The sequence below is a fragment of the Bradyrhizobium prioriisuperbiae genome, assembly GCF_032397745.1.
Classification (GTDB): Bacteria; Pseudomonadota; Alphaproteobacteria; order Rhizobiales; family Xanthobacteraceae; genus Bradyrhizobium_A; species Bradyrhizobium_A prioriisuperbiae.
On the sequence record NZ_CP135921.1, the window covers coordinates 1920780 to 1936390 of the forward strand.

The 15611-nt window shown below is 63.5% G+C and carries 13 protein-coding genes; 9 read left to right on the forward strand and 4 right to left on the reverse strand.

Annotated elements, in window-relative coordinates; genetic code table 11:
* Positions 1-5 precede the first annotated feature (5 nt).
* From RS897_RS09040 to RS897_RS09050, 3 genes are read left to right on the forward strand one after another with little or no spacing between them, the layout of a single operon-like run.
* Positions 6-884 carry an FAD binding domain-containing protein gene (locus RS897_RS09040; protein WP_315836226.1) on the forward strand — a complete coding sequence of 293 codons (879 nt, stop codon included), beginning with the start codon at positions 6-8 and terminating at the stop codon, positions 882-884.
* A complete protein-coding gene (locus RS897_RS09045) occupies positions 881-1366 on the forward strand; it encodes a (2Fe-2S)-binding protein (RefSeq protein WP_315836227.1) in 486 nt (161 codons plus the stop codon). The genes RS897_RS09040 and RS897_RS09045 overlap by 4 nt, the downstream gene beginning before the upstream one ends.
* Entirely contained in the window at positions 1363-3723 is a 2361-nt protein-coding gene (locus RS897_RS09050) for a xanthine dehydrogenase family protein molybdopterin-binding subunit (protein ID WP_315836228.1), read from the forward strand. The genes RS897_RS09045 and RS897_RS09050 overlap by 4 nt, the downstream gene beginning before the upstream one ends.
* Before the next feature lie 63 nt (positions 3724-3786).
* Here RS897_RS09050 and RS897_RS09055 read toward each other — a convergent pair whose 3' ends face one another.
* Together RS897_RS09055 and RS897_RS09060 are read right to left on the reverse strand one after the other, a co-directional pair.
* Complete coding sequence (locus RS897_RS09055; RefSeq protein WP_315836229.1) at positions 3787-4971, reverse strand: mandelate racemase/muconate lactonizing enzyme family protein; 1185 nt, start codon at positions 4969-4971, stop codon at positions 3787-3789.
* Between the two features lie 55 nt (positions 4972-5026).
* Positions 5027-5896 carry a sulfurtransferase gene (locus RS897_RS09060; RefSeq protein ID WP_315836230.1) on the reverse strand — a complete coding sequence of 290 codons (870 nt, stop codon included), beginning with the start codon at positions 5894-5896 and terminating at the stop codon, positions 5027-5029.
* A gap of 310 nt (positions 5897-6206) precedes the next feature.
* Between RS897_RS09060 and RS897_RS09065 the strand changes: the two genes are divergently transcribed.
* The 5 genes from RS897_RS09065 (at position 6207) to RS897_RS09085 (ending at position 13447) form a co-directional block, all read left to right on the forward strand.
* Complete coding sequence (locus RS897_RS09065) at positions 6207-7358, forward strand: hypothetical protein (protein WP_315836231.1); 1152 nt, start codon at positions 6207-6209, stop codon at positions 7356-7358.
* A 462-nt stretch (positions 7359-7820) separates the two neighbouring features.
* On the forward strand, positions 7821-8549 hold the full coding sequence (locus RS897_RS09070) for a QcrA and Rieske domain-containing protein (protein ID WP_407654456.1): 729 nt from the start codon (positions 7821-7823) through the stop codon (positions 8547-8549).
* 81 nt (positions 8550-8630) lie between these two features.
* Positions 8631-10361, forward strand: coding sequence for a methanol/ethanol family PQQ-dependent dehydrogenase (locus tag RS897_RS09075; protein WP_315836232.1), 1731 nt, complete (start codon positions 8631-8633; stop codon positions 10359-10361).
* A gap of 330 nt (positions 10362-10691) precedes the next feature.
* Positions 10692-11141, forward strand: a complete 450-nt coding sequence (locus tag RS897_RS09080) for a (2Fe-2S)-binding protein (RefSeq protein ID WP_315836233.1) — start codon at positions 10692-10694, stop codon at positions 11139-11141.
* Between the two features lie 2 nt (positions 11142-11143).
* Positions 11144-13447 carry a xanthine dehydrogenase family protein molybdopterin-binding subunit gene (locus tag RS897_RS09085; RefSeq protein WP_315836234.1) on the forward strand — a complete coding sequence of 768 codons (2304 nt, stop codon included), beginning with the start codon at positions 11144-11146 and terminating at the stop codon, positions 13445-13447.
* 176 nt (positions 13448-13623) lie between these two features.
* Here RS897_RS09085 and RS897_RS09090 read toward each other — a convergent pair whose 3' ends face one another.
* Together RS897_RS09090 and RS897_RS09095 are read right to left on the reverse strand one after the other, a co-directional pair.
* Positions 13624-14019, reverse strand: coding sequence for a PaaI family thioesterase (locus RS897_RS09090; protein ID WP_315836235.1), 396 nt, complete (start codon positions 14017-14019; stop codon positions 13624-13626).
* Between the two features lie 88 nt (positions 14020-14107).
* Positions 14108-14578, reverse strand: a complete 471-nt coding sequence (locus tag RS897_RS09095; protein WP_315836236.1) for an Lrp/AsnC family transcriptional regulator — start codon at positions 14576-14578, stop codon at positions 14108-14110.
* 193 nt (positions 14579-14771) lie between these two features.
* Between RS897_RS09095 and RS897_RS09100 the strand changes: the two genes are divergently transcribed.
* A complete protein-coding gene (locus RS897_RS09100) occupies positions 14772-15494 on the forward strand; it encodes an aspartate/glutamate racemase family protein (RefSeq protein WP_315836237.1) in 723 nt (240 codons plus the stop codon).
* Positions 15495-15611 lie beyond the last annotated feature (117 nt).

Here is a 15611-nt window from a genome sequence, read left to right on the forward strand (position 1 = left end):
ATGGCGTGAAGCCGGCGCCATTCGACTATCATCGACCGCAAACTGTCCCCGACGCGCTGGTGCTATTGAACCGGTTCGGCGACGAAGCGAAACTGCTCGCGGGCGGCCAGAGCCTCGTGCCGATGCTGAACCTGCGCGTAGCCCGCTCGCCCCATCTGATCGACATCAACGATCTCTCCGAGATCGAGGCCATCGGGATTTCGCCCGACACCATCGAGATCGGCAGCCTGGCGCGCCATCATCGTCTGGCAACCGATCCGCGGATCGCGGAGGCTTGCCCGATCCTCTCCGCCGCCGCCGCAACCATCGGTCATTATGCCATCCGCCAGCGCGGCACCCTCGGCGGCAGCCTGTCCCATGCCGATCCGGCGGCGCAGCTGCCGCTGATCGCCACGCTGCTCAATGCCTCGATCCGGATCGGCAACCACGCCGGCGATCGCGACGTCGCGGCGCGGGACTTCTTCGTCTCCAGCCTGATCACCGCGCTCGATCCCAGCGACATGGTCACGGCGGTGCGATTTCCGACGCTCGCCCCGTCCTGCGGCTGGGGCCTTGAGATCTTTTCCCAGCGCCACGGCGATTTCGCCATCGTCTCCGCTGCCGCAACGCTGCAACTGGCGGCCGACGGAACAGTCGCGCGCGTGGCGCTGGCCCTCGGCGGGGTTGCCACGACACCCATCAGCATGGATGCGATCACCGCGGGTTTTGCCGGCCACCTCCCCGAGGCCGCCTGGTGCGCCGATGTCGGCGCCGCGGTTGGCGCGAGCATCACACCCGAGGACGATTCACGCATCCCGGCAACCTATCGCAAGGAATTGGCCGGTACCCTGACGGCGCGCGCGCTGATGACTGCGGCGCAGCGCGCCCGAAGGACGAGTCCATGACCAAACGGATCCCGATCACGCTGACGGCCAACGGCAGCGAACACGAGGTGACGGTGACGCCACGCCGGCTGCTGTCGGATGTGCTGCGCGACGATCTCGGCCTGACCGGAACTCATGTCGGCTGCGAACACGGGGTCTGCGGCGCCTGCACGGTGCTGATCGACGGCCGGCCGGCGCGCGCCTGCCTGACATTCGCGATCCAGATGGAGGGGCACGCCATCACCACCATCGAGGCGGTGGCGCGGGACGGCGTCTACAGCCCGTTGCAGCAGGCGATGCACGAAGAGCACGGCCTGCAATGCGGCTTCTGCACGCCGGGCATCATCATCACCTTCGAGGCCTATCTGCGCGATAATCCGGATCCCAGCGACGCGGAGATCCGCGAAGTGCTGTCAGGCAATCTCTGCCGCTGCACCGGCTACCAGAACATTGTCGCCGCCGTGCGCAAGGCCGCCGCCGCCATTCGCAGCGGCCACCCATGAGCGCCGCAAGCGACGGCTTCACCCAGATCGGCCGGGCGATTCCCCGTAAGGAGGACCGGCGCTTCCTGACCGGCGACGGACGCTACCTCGACGACATCGTCATCGCCCACGCCCTGCACGCGACCTTCGTGCGCTCGCCGCATGCACACGCCCGAATCCTTGCGATCGACACAGCCGCTGCGGCCGCCATGCCGGGCGTGGTGACCGTCGTCACTGGACACGACCTCGCACAATGGACGACGCCACTGCAGATGGCACCGCCGATCGAGGGCTTGCGGCCGACCGAAATGGCGACCCTGCCGATCGACAAGGTGCGTTTCCAGGGCGACCTCGTCGCCTGCGTGGTGGCGCGGGACCGGTATCTCGCCGAGGATGCCGCCGAGATGGTCGAGGTCAGCTACGAGGCGCTCGCGGCCGTCACCGATGTCACCGCGGCGCTTGCACAGAAGGCGCCACTGGTCGACGACAGCCTGCCAAGCAACCTTCTGGCGCAACAGAGCTTCAGCCAGGGTGATGTGGCGGCGCGCCAACGCGAGGCCTGCGTGGTGATCGAGGCCAGTTTTTCCCAGCCGCGCCAGACCCACATGCCGATCGAGACCCGGGGATGCGCGGCGGTGTGGGACGACGGGCGGCAGCATCTGACGTTTCACATCGGCAACCAGGCGCCGCATCCGCTGCGCACGCAACTCGCGCGCCGGCTGTCGCTGTCGGAATCCCAGGTCACCGTGATCTCGCCCGATGTCGGCGGTGGCTTCGGCCAGAAGATCGCGCTCTATCGCGAGGAACTCACTGTTGCCGCGCTGGCGCGCCACCTGAAGCGGCCGGTGCGCTGGCGCGAGGACCGTTTGGAAAACCTGCAAGCCGCCTGTCATGCCCGGGAGGAACGGTGCCTCACCCGCGCGGCGGTGGATGCCGATGGTCGCATCCTCGGCCTGGAGCTCGAGATCAGCGAGGATTTCGGCGCCTACAGCTTCTTCCCCGGCAACTACATCGCCCGTGTCGTGGCGCTGATCCTGACCGGGCCGTACCGGGTCAGCGACTATAGCTATGACATCAAGGTGGCGCTGACCAACAAGTGCGGCGTCGGGCCGATGCGCGCGCCGATGGCGATGGCGAGCTGGGTGATGGACGGAACACTCGACGCGGTCGCCCGCCATCTCGGCCTTGATCCGCTCGCCGTGCGGCGCGCGAACATGCTGCAGCCGCAGGACTTCCCCCACACCACCGCCACCGGCGAAGTGCTGGAGGATATCACGCCCTCGCAGACCCTCGAGGCCGTGGCCACGACGATCGGTTACGATGATTTTCGCGCGCGCCAGGCCGCGGCCCGCACTGCAGGGCGCCATCTCGGACTGGGCCTGTGCGTGGTGGTCGAACCCACCACCTACGGCTCACGCTTCTACAAAGGCGCGGGCATCGCCGGCTCCGGCCATGAATCGGCATGGGTCCGTATCGAGCCGAGCGGCGCCGTCAATGCCTCGGTCGGCCTGATGGGAACGGGGCAAGGCTATGAGACCGCGCTGGCCCAGGCGGTGGCGGAGGGACTTGGCGTCGACACGGCGCAGGTCCGCATCGCCCTCGGCAACACCGATGTCGCCCCCTATGGCATGGGCAGCCGCGGCGCGCGTGGCGCCACCGCGGGCGGCGGCGCGCTGTATCTGTGTGCGCGCAAGGCGCAGGATCATGTCCTGCGGATCGCCGCGCACATGCTCAGCCTCAACAGCCCCGACGATCTGCGCCTGTTCGATGCCCGGGTGCAGCGGCTGATCGCCGGCACCTGGACCGACAGCGGCGTGGCACTGGCGGATGTCTCCCGCCTCGCCTATCTCGATCCGATGGCGCTGCCCCAGGGCACGGCGCCGGGCCTCGATTTCTCGCTGAGCTACGATCCGCCGCCGCTGACCTATTCGAACGCGTCGCATGCCTGCGAGATCGAGCTCGATCCGCAGACCGGGCGCATCACCATCATGCGTTATGTGGCGGCCGAGGATTGTGGCACGGTGCTGAACCCGATCGTGGTGCGCGGACAGCAGCAGGGCGCCATCGCCATGGGCCTGAGCGGCGCCCTGCTGGAACACGTGGTCTATGACGAGACCGGGCAGAATCTCAGCAGCTCGCTGGCCGATTATCTCATCGCCACCGCCTGCGAACTGCCCGACTTCGAGATCCTGCCGATGCACACGCCCAACAAACGCACGCCGGCGGGATTGAAAGGCATGGCGGAAGGCGGCGTGATGGGCGCCATCGGCGCGCTCACCAATGCCGTCAACGACGCACTTGCGCCATTCGGCGTCACCGCCGACCAACAGCCCCTGACGCCGCCTTATATCCGTGGCCTGCTGCGCGGGCGGGTGTAAGCTCTTTATTTATCTGAGCATGATCTTTTCGGAAAACCGGTTTCCACTTTTCCGGATCATGCTTTACGGATGCGGATGGCGCGGCGGATGCGCCTTGACCGCCTCTTCGTTGACATCGGCGCCCCAGCCGGGGCGGGTGGGCACGATCAGCTCACCGTTCTCGATGACCGGCGGGTGCGTCACCAGGTCGTCCCGCCAGGGCACATCGTCGATGTCGATTTCCATGACGGAGAAATTGGGCAGCGCCGCGCAGAAATGCGCGCTCATCAATGTCGACATGTGGCCATAGAAATTATGCGGCGCGCAGTTGATCTCGTAGGTGTCCGCCATCGCCGCGATCTTCAGTGACTCGACCAGGCCATTCCAGGGAACGTCGATGATCGCCACATCCACCGATCGGTTCTCGAAATACGGCCGGAACTGGCGGCGGCCGAACAGGGATTCGCAGGACGCGATCGGCATCGGCGCGCGATCACGGATCAGGCGCAGACCCTCGGGATCGTAACTGTCGATCTCGAGCCACGCCAGACCGAAGGGTTCGCAGGCGCGCGCGACCTTGATGTAGCCCTCGGTCTTGAAATTGAAGTTGGTGTCGAGATGGATGTTCATATCGGGACCGGCGCCCTGCCGGAACGCCGCGAGTCCATCGGTGATGGCGGCGAGCACTGCGCCATCGGCATTGAGCTGGGGATGGCCCGGGCCGCGGGCAAAGCCCGGCTGATGGATAATGGGCGGATCGAGATCGAAACGAAAGATGTTGCTCTTGAGTCCCTTGAAGCCGCGATCCCTGACGTATTTGCCCAGCTTGATCAGGTCGTCCAGCGACCGCACCGGTTCGACCCCCAGCACGGCCGCATTGCTGAAACGATACCCGCCGCAATGCGACCAATAGAGCGGCAACCGATCGCGCACGGGGCCGCCGAACAATGCATGGACCGGAATACCCAGAGCCTTCGCCTTGATGTCGAGCAACGCGTTCTCGATGGCCGCGATGGCCTGCTGATTGATGCCGCCGGGCGCCTGCCGCGTGATGGCGTGGAATGTCGACGTGATGCGCTGGATCGGCCGCGGATCCTGACCGATCAGGCTTTCAGCCAGACGGCGGATCACCGCCGTGAGACCCGCACTGCCGTAACATTCATTGTATTCGGACCAGCCAATCAATCCATCGTCGGTCGTGATCTTGAGGAAGGAGAAGTCGCGCCAGCCGGCGTCGCAGTGCAGATCGTCAACTCTGGCAATTTTCATTGTGTATCCTTCTTGGGTTGCCACCTTGAACGGGTCGAACGCGCCTAAAATCACCTCAATCGGTTTCGATCGGCAGCGACGGATCCTTCGCCCACTCGCCCATCGACGCGTCGTACAAGGTGAGTCTGTCGTGTCCCAATCGGTGCAGCTGAAACAGATCAATGGTGGCGGAGATCCCGCCGCCGCAGTAAGCGACGACATCGGTCTCGCGCGTGATGCCCTGCGCTGCAAATTTTGCTTCCGCTTCGGCTAGTGAAAGGAACACCTTGGTCTGCGGATTGATCAGCGAAGCCGCCGGCACATTGACGCTGCCGGGAATGCGCCCTGGCCGTCCGTAGCGGCTCGGCTCAAGCCCGCGGTAAAACTGCGGGCCCAGCGCATTGACGACCACCGTGCCGGGCCGATCCGCGGCGGCCAGCACCGCGCGGCTGTCGACGAAACAACCGGGACGCGGCGATGCGACGAATGTCGCCGGCGGATAACCTTTGGCCGCACCGCTTTCGGTGGCACGGCCTTCGGCCGTCCATTTATCGAATCCGCCATCCAGCACCGACACCCTGTCGAAGCCGAGCGAGCGGAGCATCCACCAGAATCGCGTCGCCCACATCATGGTGCCGATGCTGTACAGCACCACATCCGCATCCGCCGCGATGCCGTGTCGACCGAACGCCGTTTCGAGCTGCGCGGTCGGCGGCATCATGAAACGAAGCTCCGTGGCCTGGTCGGAAAATTCGCCCTGCAGGTCGAGAAAATCCGCACCCGGAATATGCGCGGCTTCGAAGGTGCGCTGCCCCGGCACGGCGAGATATGGCGCATCACTGCCGGGCGGCGTGGGTTCGAGATAGGTGGTGCAATCGAACACGCGAAGCCCGGGCCTGCCGAGCGCTGTGGCGAGCTCCGCCGTGGCGATGAGTCCAGTCGGCATGTGAGCTGTCTCCGGCGAACGGATGGATCGTGGTATCGACGATGCAGGCTATAGGCGGCTCGATAGCCCGGCAAGCCAAGCTGCATCGGACAAGACACCACAGGAACGCATGACGCGAATGCATGCGCATGCCTGGCGAAGCCCTTTCGCGTACGCGAGACCGCGACGACGCGAAACATCGATGCGCTCGGAACCGAACTACTATCGCTTTGAAATATTTCGAAATATGCGCTCGTTTCATTACCAAACGCTAATTTTGCAGCCATTGGATTTTCGCCAGGCGATCCCTAGAACTAGGCGGATGAAATCCGTGGTGATCACAACCGACGTGTTTCGCTGCCGCGAATTCGGCGTGGACAGCGTTGTGCCGAATGTCCGATGGCTGCGCGGCCTGCTCTACAATGTCTTCCCCGCAACCGATTTCGTCCAGACCATCTTCGCCGGCGACTGCGACGACGGGGAATTCGACATCGCCGGCTATCGCCGCGCGCACGATCTTCCGAACGATCGATCCGGTTGGGCGAGCCTGGTCAACACGCCGATTGCGGACGTCGACGATGGTTATTTCGCCGAGTTGCTCGATGCCGCGCTCGTGATCGGATGGGGACTGACACCCGCATTGATGCAGCTGCTCGATCGCCATCGGATTCCGTTTGTCGATGTCGAGGTGGACCCAATCCGCTTTGGTGACGACCTGCTGCTGCGCGTGCGCACCAACAGTCCCGCGCTGTCCGGATACTTCTCTACCCTGCACACCGACGAAGCGATCTTCGCCACCTCGGTCGCGGGGCTGCGGGCGTTCGTCGCCCGCCTTGAAGCCGCAACGCTGAAAGCCGGCCGGCCGTTCGGACTGTTCGCCGGCCAATTCCCGATCGATCTGTCGATCGTCAGCGACGGCCGCATCGTGGAGCCTGCCGCTCGGATCGACGACATCCGCGCCATCGCTGCAAGCGTCGACACGCTGTACGTCAAACCGCATCCCGGCGACCAGACCATGCAGCACATCACGGTGCTGCTGGACACGATTCCGAACGCCCGGCTGACCCGCTCGAACATCTATCGCATCCTCAGCGACATCAACCTGAAGCATGTGGTGGCGCTGTCGTCGTCGGTGCTGGACGAAGCGGCCCAGTTCGGCGTCGCGACCACGCGACTGATCGATCCTGACCGCGACTCCAGTCCCCTGATCCCGCGGTCGATGTCCCGATGGTATCGCATCGCGGCGGAAGACCTGGCGACCACGGATTTCGTCAACGCGTTCCGCGGATCATCTGCGCCGAGATCAAATGCGCCGCGGCGGCACATTGACCTGCGCCGAAGCCTGAACACCAGCTGGGGCTTTGAGGATCTCTATACCCAGGCCGCGCTGCCGCTCAGCATCGCCCCGCGTTACTCGCAGCGCCCCTCCCGTTATCGGCGCGCCGGCCGCGCGATCAAATCGATCCTGCGGCAGATGCTCTGACGTATCGTCATCAGCGCGCTCGCGCGCTGCAAGAATTCCGTTTTCGGAGCTTGCCGCACGCGGCCGTGGCATCCCAGATTGTCTCACATCCAGGGCCGCCGGCGCGATCTGCGTCAGCCTCGATGCCACAATCACTCGACTATTGTCGATCGACGAACACAATTCATCTCATCATGATCGATGATCCTGATTGTCGCAAAATTTGCACGATGCAAATAAGCTTTCCTTTCCTCTTTGCTCTGCGCTGTTTCGTTTGGCGCGGATTACGCGCAAAAATGTATCGATCGAAAGATCATCGCGCCACGACGCTTGCCACGTCGCGCAGTCGCTGCTTAGTATCCAGGACAATACAGATCCTGAATCTCCATCGATCTGCCTGCCATACTCTCTCAAAATATCGACGGCAAAATTTTTTAGAAAATTTCACGTCGTTCATAAGCGGTGACTGAAGCCGGAGGAGAGATGCAAGACGTCGACATGGATTGCTTACCCGACGGCTCGTCCCGCCCGTTAGCGGATGCAGCGAAGCCCACGACGAACGCATCAAACGTGGCGAAAGACTCTGATACCGATCTCACTTCCTCCTGCAGCGCAAACTTCGCAACCGATGTTTCCCCCTGTCCCGGGCGGCGCGCGCTGCTGGTGACGGCACTTGCAGGTTGCATCGGCGTGATGACGAACAGGACGTCGCATGCCCAGGACGATGCGCCCGGCAGCGACGAACGGCCCCAAAAGACGGATCTTTTGGTCTTTGCCGACGGAGAACATGCAGGAGAGGTGATCAAACCGGGCGATTTGAAGATGGGCGGGCCGCCGATCAAGGCATGGCCGATGGATGCCGGCAGCAAAGTGGTGCGCAAGGGATCGCGCTTGAACGAGCTGCTGGTGGTGCGGCTCGATGCCTCGGAGATCGACGACGAGACGCGTCCACGCGCGGCCGATGGAATCCTTGCTTATACGGCGGTGTGCTCGCATGCCGGATGCAACGTCACCGCCTGGGTAAAGCAGGCGGAAGGTGACAAGACCGTCTTCAAATGCATGTGCCACAATTCCGAATTCGATCCGCGGCAAAGCGGACAGGTGGTATTCGGCCCGGCGCCGCGGCGACTTGCGGTGCTTCCGCTGACGATGGCGGATCAATCCATCACGGTGGCGGCAGCTTTTGTCGGAAAGGTAGGTTTGCAGCGGTGACGTCGCGCACCGGAAAGGCAGAACTTAAAAACAATAACAAAAGACAACGACCAAAAACATAACAAAGCAGGAGGTAGCGCTATGACCATGAAGCGATGGCTCTTATCGAGCCTGGTTGCGTCCGTATGCCTGATCCCGATGATGGCCCAGGCCGCCCCCATCGAGAACTACAGTCCGGTGACCGCCGAACGGCTCAAGAATCCGGAGCCGGCCAACTGGATGCTGTATCGCCGCACCTATGACGGCCAGGGCTACAGCCCGCTGGACCAGATCAACGCCTCGAACGTCAAGGGCCTCGCGCCGGCATGGACATTCTCCACCGGCGTGCTCGAAGGCCATGAGGCGCCGCCGATCATCAACAACGGCGTGATGTTCGTGGCGACACCGATGGGCCAGGTGATCGCGCTGAACGCCAAAACCGGTGACGAGTACTGGCGCTACAAACGGCAGTTGCCGGAAGACCTGTTCCAGTTGCATCCGACCAGCCGCGGCGTCGGGCTGTGGCAGGACAAGCTCTATCTCGCCACCACCGACGATCACGTGGTCGCCCTCGATGCCAAAACTGGCAAGGTGGTCTGGGATACCAAGGTGCAGGACTACAAGAAGGGTCAGTATATGACCCTGATGCCACTGGTGGTGGACGGCAAGGTGATCGTCGGCGGATCCGGCGGCGAGTTCGGCGTTCGCGGTTATGTGGTGGCTTACGATGCCAACACCGGCAAGGAGCTGTGGCGAACCTTCACCATTCCCGCGCCCGGCGAGCCGGGCAGCGAAACCTGGCAAGGCGACGACTGGAAAACCGGCGGCGGCTCCGCCTGGATGACCGGGAATTACGATCCCGACACCAAGACGATCTATTGGGGCGTCGGCAACGCCGCGCCGTGGCCGGGCGAAGGCCATCCCGGCGACAATCTCTACACCAGCTCGGTGCTGGCGCTGGATCCCGAGACCGGCAAGATCAAGGCGCATCACCAGTATCACCAGAACGATTCCTGGGACTGGGACGAGGTCGAAGCGCCGATGCTGATCGACCTACAGCGTGACGGCCGCACCATCAAGAGCCTGATCCATCCCGGGCGCGACGCCATCTTCTGGATCCTGGAACGCAAGGCCGATCGTATCGACTATGTGGCCGGATGGCCGTTCGTCTATACCGATGTCTGGAAAGGCATCACGCCGGAATCCGGGCGGCCGATCGTCGATCCCGCCCACAAGCCGGTGATGGGCAAGCGGATAGAATTCTGCCCGTCGCTGTGGGGCGGCAAGGACTGGCCGTCCGCGGCCTACAGCCAGAGGACAGGGCTGGTCTACGTTCCGGCCAACGAAAACTTCTGCGGCGGTTTCACCGGTGAGAAACAGCCGCTGGTTCCGGGACAATTGTGGCTCGGCACCAAACCGGAAGACATCGGCCTGACCGCCCGCCCCGGCGCAACGCATTTTGGCGAGTTGCAGGCCTGGGATCCGGCGACGGGTAAGAAAGTGTGGACGCACACCTTCGCCAAGTCGCCGCTGTTCGGCTCGGTGACGGCGACAGCCGGCGATCTCGTGCTGGTGGGCGGAACCAACGACCGCAACTTCCGCATCTTCCACGCCAAGACCGGCGAATTGCTGTGGGAGCAGAACACCAACTCCGGCATCATGGCCATGCCGATTGCCTATGAAGTGGACGGCACCCAGTACATCGCGGTGCAGTCCGGCTGGGGTGTCGATGCCCAGCGCATTCAGGACGGCATGGTGACCGCCAAGATACCGGGCGTGGAGGCCAACGTGCCGCAGGGCGGCGTGATCTGGGTGTTCGCCCTGAAGAAGTAACCGCTGCGAAACCGGGACCATGGCGTCGCGCGAGCGACACCGATCGCACCGGTGCGATTCATGAATTCCGCTCAATAGCCTATGTCATTCCCAGCGGGTTATGTCGTGAGATCGCGCTGGCTAACATCGTCCGACACTGGTGCGGCGCCGTACAACCCAAGGCGCCGCAAGACCCAAGGCGTGAAATCGACGATCACATTGATGTGCCTTTGGTTTGCCGCCATCCGGAGGCATCGTCACCGCGCAATAGAATCGTTCTAGATTTATTGTTTGTTTGCCAGCCTCCGATGGGAGGACCGGCAAATGCGTCGCACAATCGGAGGATTGATCATGATCACGCTCAAGATAAACGGTGAAACCAAAACCTGGGACGGCGATCCGTCGCTGTCGTTGCTCTGGTACTTGCGCGATGAACTCGGATTGACCGGCACCAAGTTCGGTTGCGGCGAAGCCTTGTGTGGCTCTTGCACCGTGATGGTCGGCGACGACGCAGTGCGCGCCTGCATCACCGCGGTGTCCGATGTCTCGGGCGACGTGACCACCATCGAGGGCCTGCATCCGACCGGCGACCATGCCGTGCAGAAGGCGTGGCGTCAGGTCAATGTGCCGCAATGCGGCTATTGCCAGTCCGGCCAGATCATGCAGGCGGCGGCTTTGCTCAAGCAGAATGCAAGACCCTCGCACGACCAGATCCGCGAAGCCATGGCGGGCAACATCTGCCGCTGCGGCTGTTATCAGCGCATCGAGAATGCCGTGCATCTCGCATCGACGGGGGTGTGATCATGAACAGCATCTTTCCCGTCCCGACTCCCGCCAAGGTCGAAATCATATCCCGCCGCAGTGTGCTGAAAGGCCTCGGCCTGATCGGCAGCTTCGTGCTGGCGGCCCCCGTGATGACGCGCGGCGCGTTCGCAGCCTACACCACCGGTGCCGACAAGATGCCGCATGGCACCGTGGTCGATCCGCGCATCTTCGTGGCCATCGCGCCCGACGGCATCGTCACCATCCTGGCGCATCGCGCCGAGATGGGCACCGGCGTGCGCACCAGCCTGCCGCTGATGGTCGCGGAGGAAATGGAAGCCGACTGGTCGCGCGTGCGCGTGCAGCAGGCGCCGGGCAATGAGGCCAAATACGGCAATCAGGATACCGACGGCTCGCGCAGCACCCGGCATTATCTGATTCCGATGCGCCAGATCGGCGCGTCGGCCCGCGCCATGCTGGAGGCCGCCGCCGCCAAGCGCTGGGGTGTGCCTGTCGCCGAGGTCAGGGCCACCAACCACGAAGTGGTCCATGCCAGCAGCGGCCGCAAGCTCGGTTTCGGCGATCTCGCCGCTGATGCCGCCGCGCAGCCGGTGCCGGCCATCGCGGATCTCAAGCTCAAGAGCCCGAAGGATTTCCGTTATCTCGGCAAGGGCCAGGTCAGTATTGTCGATCTGCACGATATCACCACCGGCAAGGCGCATTACGGCATCGACACCCGCCTGCCCGGCATGAAGTACGCCGTGATCGCGCGGCCTCCGGTCACCGGCGGCAAGTTGAAGTCGTTCGATGCGGCGGAGGCGCTGAAGGTTCCCGGCGTCGAAAAGGTGATGGAGGTGCAGGGCTGGCCCTGGCCTTCCAAGTTTCAGCCACTCGGCGGCGTCGCCGTAATCGCGCGCAACACCGGCGCGGCGATCAAGGGGCGCGACGCCCTGAAGATCGAATGGGACGACGGCCCCAACGCGAGTTACGATTCGGTGGCCTATCGCGCCATGCTCGAAGAGGCTGCGCGAAAACCCGGCAAGGTGGTGCGCAATGACGGCGACGTCGAGGCCGCGCTGAAGAGCGCCGACAAGGTGATTGTCGGCGAGTATTATTTGCCGCATCTCGCCCATGCCAGCATGGAGCCGCCGGTGGCGGTGGCCAATGTGACCGACGGCAAGGCCGAGATCTGGGCGCCGGTGCAAAGCGCCGGCGGCACCCGCGAGGATGTGGCGAAAACGCTCGGCATTCCCGAGGACAACGTGACGGTCAATGTCACGCTGCTCGGCGGTGGTTTCGGCCGCAAGTCAAAGTGCGACTTCGCGATCGAGGCAGCGCTGTTGTCAAAGACCCTGGGCGCACCGGTGAAGGTGCAGTGGACGCGGGAAGACGACATTCGTCATGACTTCCTGCACACGGTGTCGGCGGAACGCATCGAGGCCGGCCTCGACAAGAGCGGCAAGGTGATTGCCTGGCGGCATCGCAGCGCGGCGCCGACCATCGCCTCCACCTTTGCCGCCGGCGCCAAGAACGAAGCACCGTTCGAGCTCGGCATGGGCCTTGTCGACATGCCGTTCGAGATCGCCAACATCCGCTGCGAGAATCCGGACGTCGCCGCCTATACACGGATCGGCTGGTTCCGCTCGGTGTCGAACATCCCGCACGGCTTTGCGGTGCAATCGATGGTCGGCGAACTGGCGCATGCGACGGGACGCGACCAGAAGGACATGCTGCTGGAGCTGATCGGCAAGCCGCGGATCGTCAAGCTCAACGATTCGGTGAAGGACCTCTGGAACTACGGCGAGCCGCTGGACAGCTATCCGATCGATGCCGGCCGGCTGCGCCGCGTGGTGGAGATGGTGGCCGAGAAGGGCGGCTGGGGCCGCAGCGTGCCGAAGGGCCATGGGCTGGGCATCGCCGTGCACCGCAGCTTCGTCAGCTACATCGCGACCATCGTCGAGGTGGCGATCGGCGACAAGGGCGAGATATCTGTGCCGCGCGTCGACACCGCGATCGACTGCGGCACGTTCATCAATCCGGAACGGATCCAGTCGCAGATCGAAGGCGCCGCGATCATGGGCCTGAGTCTTGCCAAGCACGGTGCGATTACGTTCAAGAACGGCCGGGTCGAACAAGGCAACTTCGACGACTTCCCCGTGGTGCGGATGGACGAGGCACCGCTGATCACCCACGTCCATATCGTGCCAGCGGATGAAGACACCCCGCCAAGCGGCGTCGGCGAACCCGGCGTGCCGCCGTTCGCGCCGGCGCTGGTCAACGCGATCTTCGCCGCGACCGGAAAGCGGATTCGGACGCTGCCGATCGGCAAGCAGCTGGAGACGTGAGGTCGGAGTCGATCTGAAAGAATCGACGAATGAATATAAGCGGCGGATTGTCTTTAGACGATCCGCCGTTTTTCTTGATGGTGCCAGGGATGGGAATACCCAGCTCCGAATTCAATGTCATCGCCCGGCTTGCCTGCTTGCAGCGTCATGCCGAGGCAGACTCAAGGCGACTCACATCACAACACCAGTTGCGTCTGCGTCACCACCGCGACCAGTTTCCCCTCAGCCGTCGTGATCCGCGTCTGCCACACCTGCGTGCGGCGGCCGCGGTGGACCGGGGTGGTTTCGCCGACCAGACGATTGCCGAGCGGGCCGGCGCCGATGAAATTGGTCTTGCTCTCGATGGTGGTGGTGCCGGCACCTTCTTTCAGGTTGGCGACGGTGCCGATCGCGCCCAGCGTATCGGCAAAGGCCATCACCGCGCCGCCATGCACCACGTCGGGCCGGGTGCAGAGTTCGGGACGCACCACCATATGGGCGACGATTTTTTCGGGCTCGGCGCTGACCAGCTCGATGCCCAGCAAGGTTGCGAAAGGAAGCGGCCGTTCCCTGAGTTGCTGCAGCAGATCCATGTCGGCGTCTCCCCGTTTTGATTTGATATTGTGATTGCCGGCATCATGTCAGCGGCGCTGGCGCCGCGGCAAGGGGCAAGATCGAGGGTTATGATTTCGCCTTGATATAACTGGTCGGAACCGCTGTCGTGAACTTGAGCTCTTCCATCGCGATGGACGAGTTGACGTCGGAGAACTCCAGCCGCTTGATCATGCGCTGATAGACCGCGTCGTAGGTTTCAATGTCGGGCACCACGATGCGCAGCAGATAGTCGGTCTCGCCGGTGAGCCGCCAAGCTTCGACGATCTCGGGAATATCGGCAATCACCCGGCGAAACGCCTGCAGCCATGCGGCCTCGTGACGTGGCGCCTTGACCGATACGAACACCGTCATCGGCAGATTGACCTTGCGCCGGTTCAACAGCGCCACGCGCCGGTCGATGACACCATCGTCCTCGAGCCGCCGGATCCGTCGCCAGCAGGGCGCGACACTCAACCCCACCTTGTCGGCAATGGTGGCGACCGGCACCATCGCATCGGCCTGCAGGATATCGAGGATTCGGCGGTCGATCGCATCCATCACGGTCGCCCTTCCAATAGGCAGGATGCCTATTTCTTATTCTGATGAATAATTGATAATTAATATCCTATAATCAAGATTTTGAGCAATAATTTTTCTTTCCGGTCCGATTTTCGGGAAACAACGACACCCTCTTTGCAAGATCAGCTTGTTATCGTTGCGCCACGGATTCGAAACCAGAAGGCGGACGGGCATGCGGACGATCGGGCTATTGGGCGGGATGAGCTGGGAGAGCACCGCGGTGTACTACCGGCGGATCAACGAACTGACGCGCGATCGCCTCGGCGGCCTGCATTCCGCCGAGGTGCTGATGCGCTCGGTCAACTTCGACACCATCGTGGCGCTGCAGCAGGCGGATGCCTGGGACAAGGCCGGCGCAGTGCTCGCGGGTTTCGCGCGCGACCTGGAAGCCGCCGGCGCGGCTTGCATCGTGATCTGCACCAACACCATGCACAAGCTGGCCGACACCGTGCAAAGCGCCATCAGCGTGCCGCTGCTGCACATTACCGACGTCACCGGGCAGGCGGTCAAGGCCGCGGGTGTGAAGCGGCCGCTGCTGCTCGCCACCCGCTACACCATGGAGCAGGACTTCTATCTGTCGCAATTGCGGACCAAGCACGGCATCGCCGCCATGGTGCCGGATGCGGAGGACCGCACCATCGTTCACGATATCATCTTCGGCGAACTCTGCCGCGGGATCGTGCGCGACGAGTCGCGGCAGCGCTATCTGGACGTCATCGCCAAGGCGCGGGCGGCGGGCGCCGACGGCGTGATCCTCGGCTGCACCGAGATCGGGCTTTTGATCGGACCGAATGATCTGAACCTGCCGACCTTCGATTCCACGCTGCTGCATGCGGATTCCGCCGTCGCCTTCGCGCTGGCGCAGGATGACGCACCCCAGCGCAATGCCGCATAACACCGGCATGACGCCTGCATCCGCCGCGGTTCTCCATCGGACACGTTTCACGCTAAGAAGCACCCGCCCCACCCCATCGGCCCATCACCGGCGGCAGGGAATCGTCGCGTCATTTGC

Coding starts and splice junctions, on each gene's coding strand:
- RS897_RS09080 (WP_315836233.1), top strand. CDS start 10,692: ATGATCACGCTCAAGATAAACGGTGAAACCAAAACCTGGGACGGCGAT.
- RS897_RS09085 (WP_315836234.1), top strand. CDS start 11,144: ATGAACAGCATCTTTCCCGTCCCGACTCCCGCCAAGGTCGAAATCATA.
- RS897_RS09075 (WP_315836232.1), top strand. CDS start 8,631: ATGACCATGAAGCGATGGCTCTTATCGAGCCTGGTTGCGTCCGTATGC.
- RS897_RS09050 (WP_315836228.1), top strand. CDS start 1,363: ATGAGCGCCGCAAGCGACGGCTTCACCCAGATCGGCCGGGCGATTCCC.
- RS897_RS09090 (WP_315836235.1), bottom strand. CDS start 14,019: ATGGATCTGCTGCAGCAACTCAGGGAACGGCCGCTTCCTTTCGCAACC.
- RS897_RS09060 (WP_315836230.1), bottom strand. CDS start 5,896: ATGCCGACTGGACTCATCGCCACGGCGGAGCTCGCCACAGCGCTCGGC.
- RS897_RS09045 (WP_315836227.1), top strand. CDS start 881: ATGACCAAACGGATCCCGATCACGCTGACGGCCAACGGCAGCGAACAC.
- RS897_RS09100 (WP_315836237.1), top strand. CDS start 14,772: ATGCGGACGATCGGGCTATTGGGCGGGATGAGCTGGGAGAGCACCGCG.
- RS897_RS09055 (WP_315836229.1), bottom strand. CDS start 4,971: ATGAAAATTGCCAGAGTTGACGATCTGCACTGCGACGCCGGCTGGCGC.
- RS897_RS09070 (WP_407654456.1), top strand. CDS start 7,821: ATGCAAGACGTCGACATGGATTGCTTACCCGACGGCTCGTCCCGCCCG.
- RS897_RS09095 (WP_315836236.1), bottom strand. CDS start 14,578: ATGGATGCGATCGACCGCCGAATCCTCGATATCCTGCAGGCCGATGCG.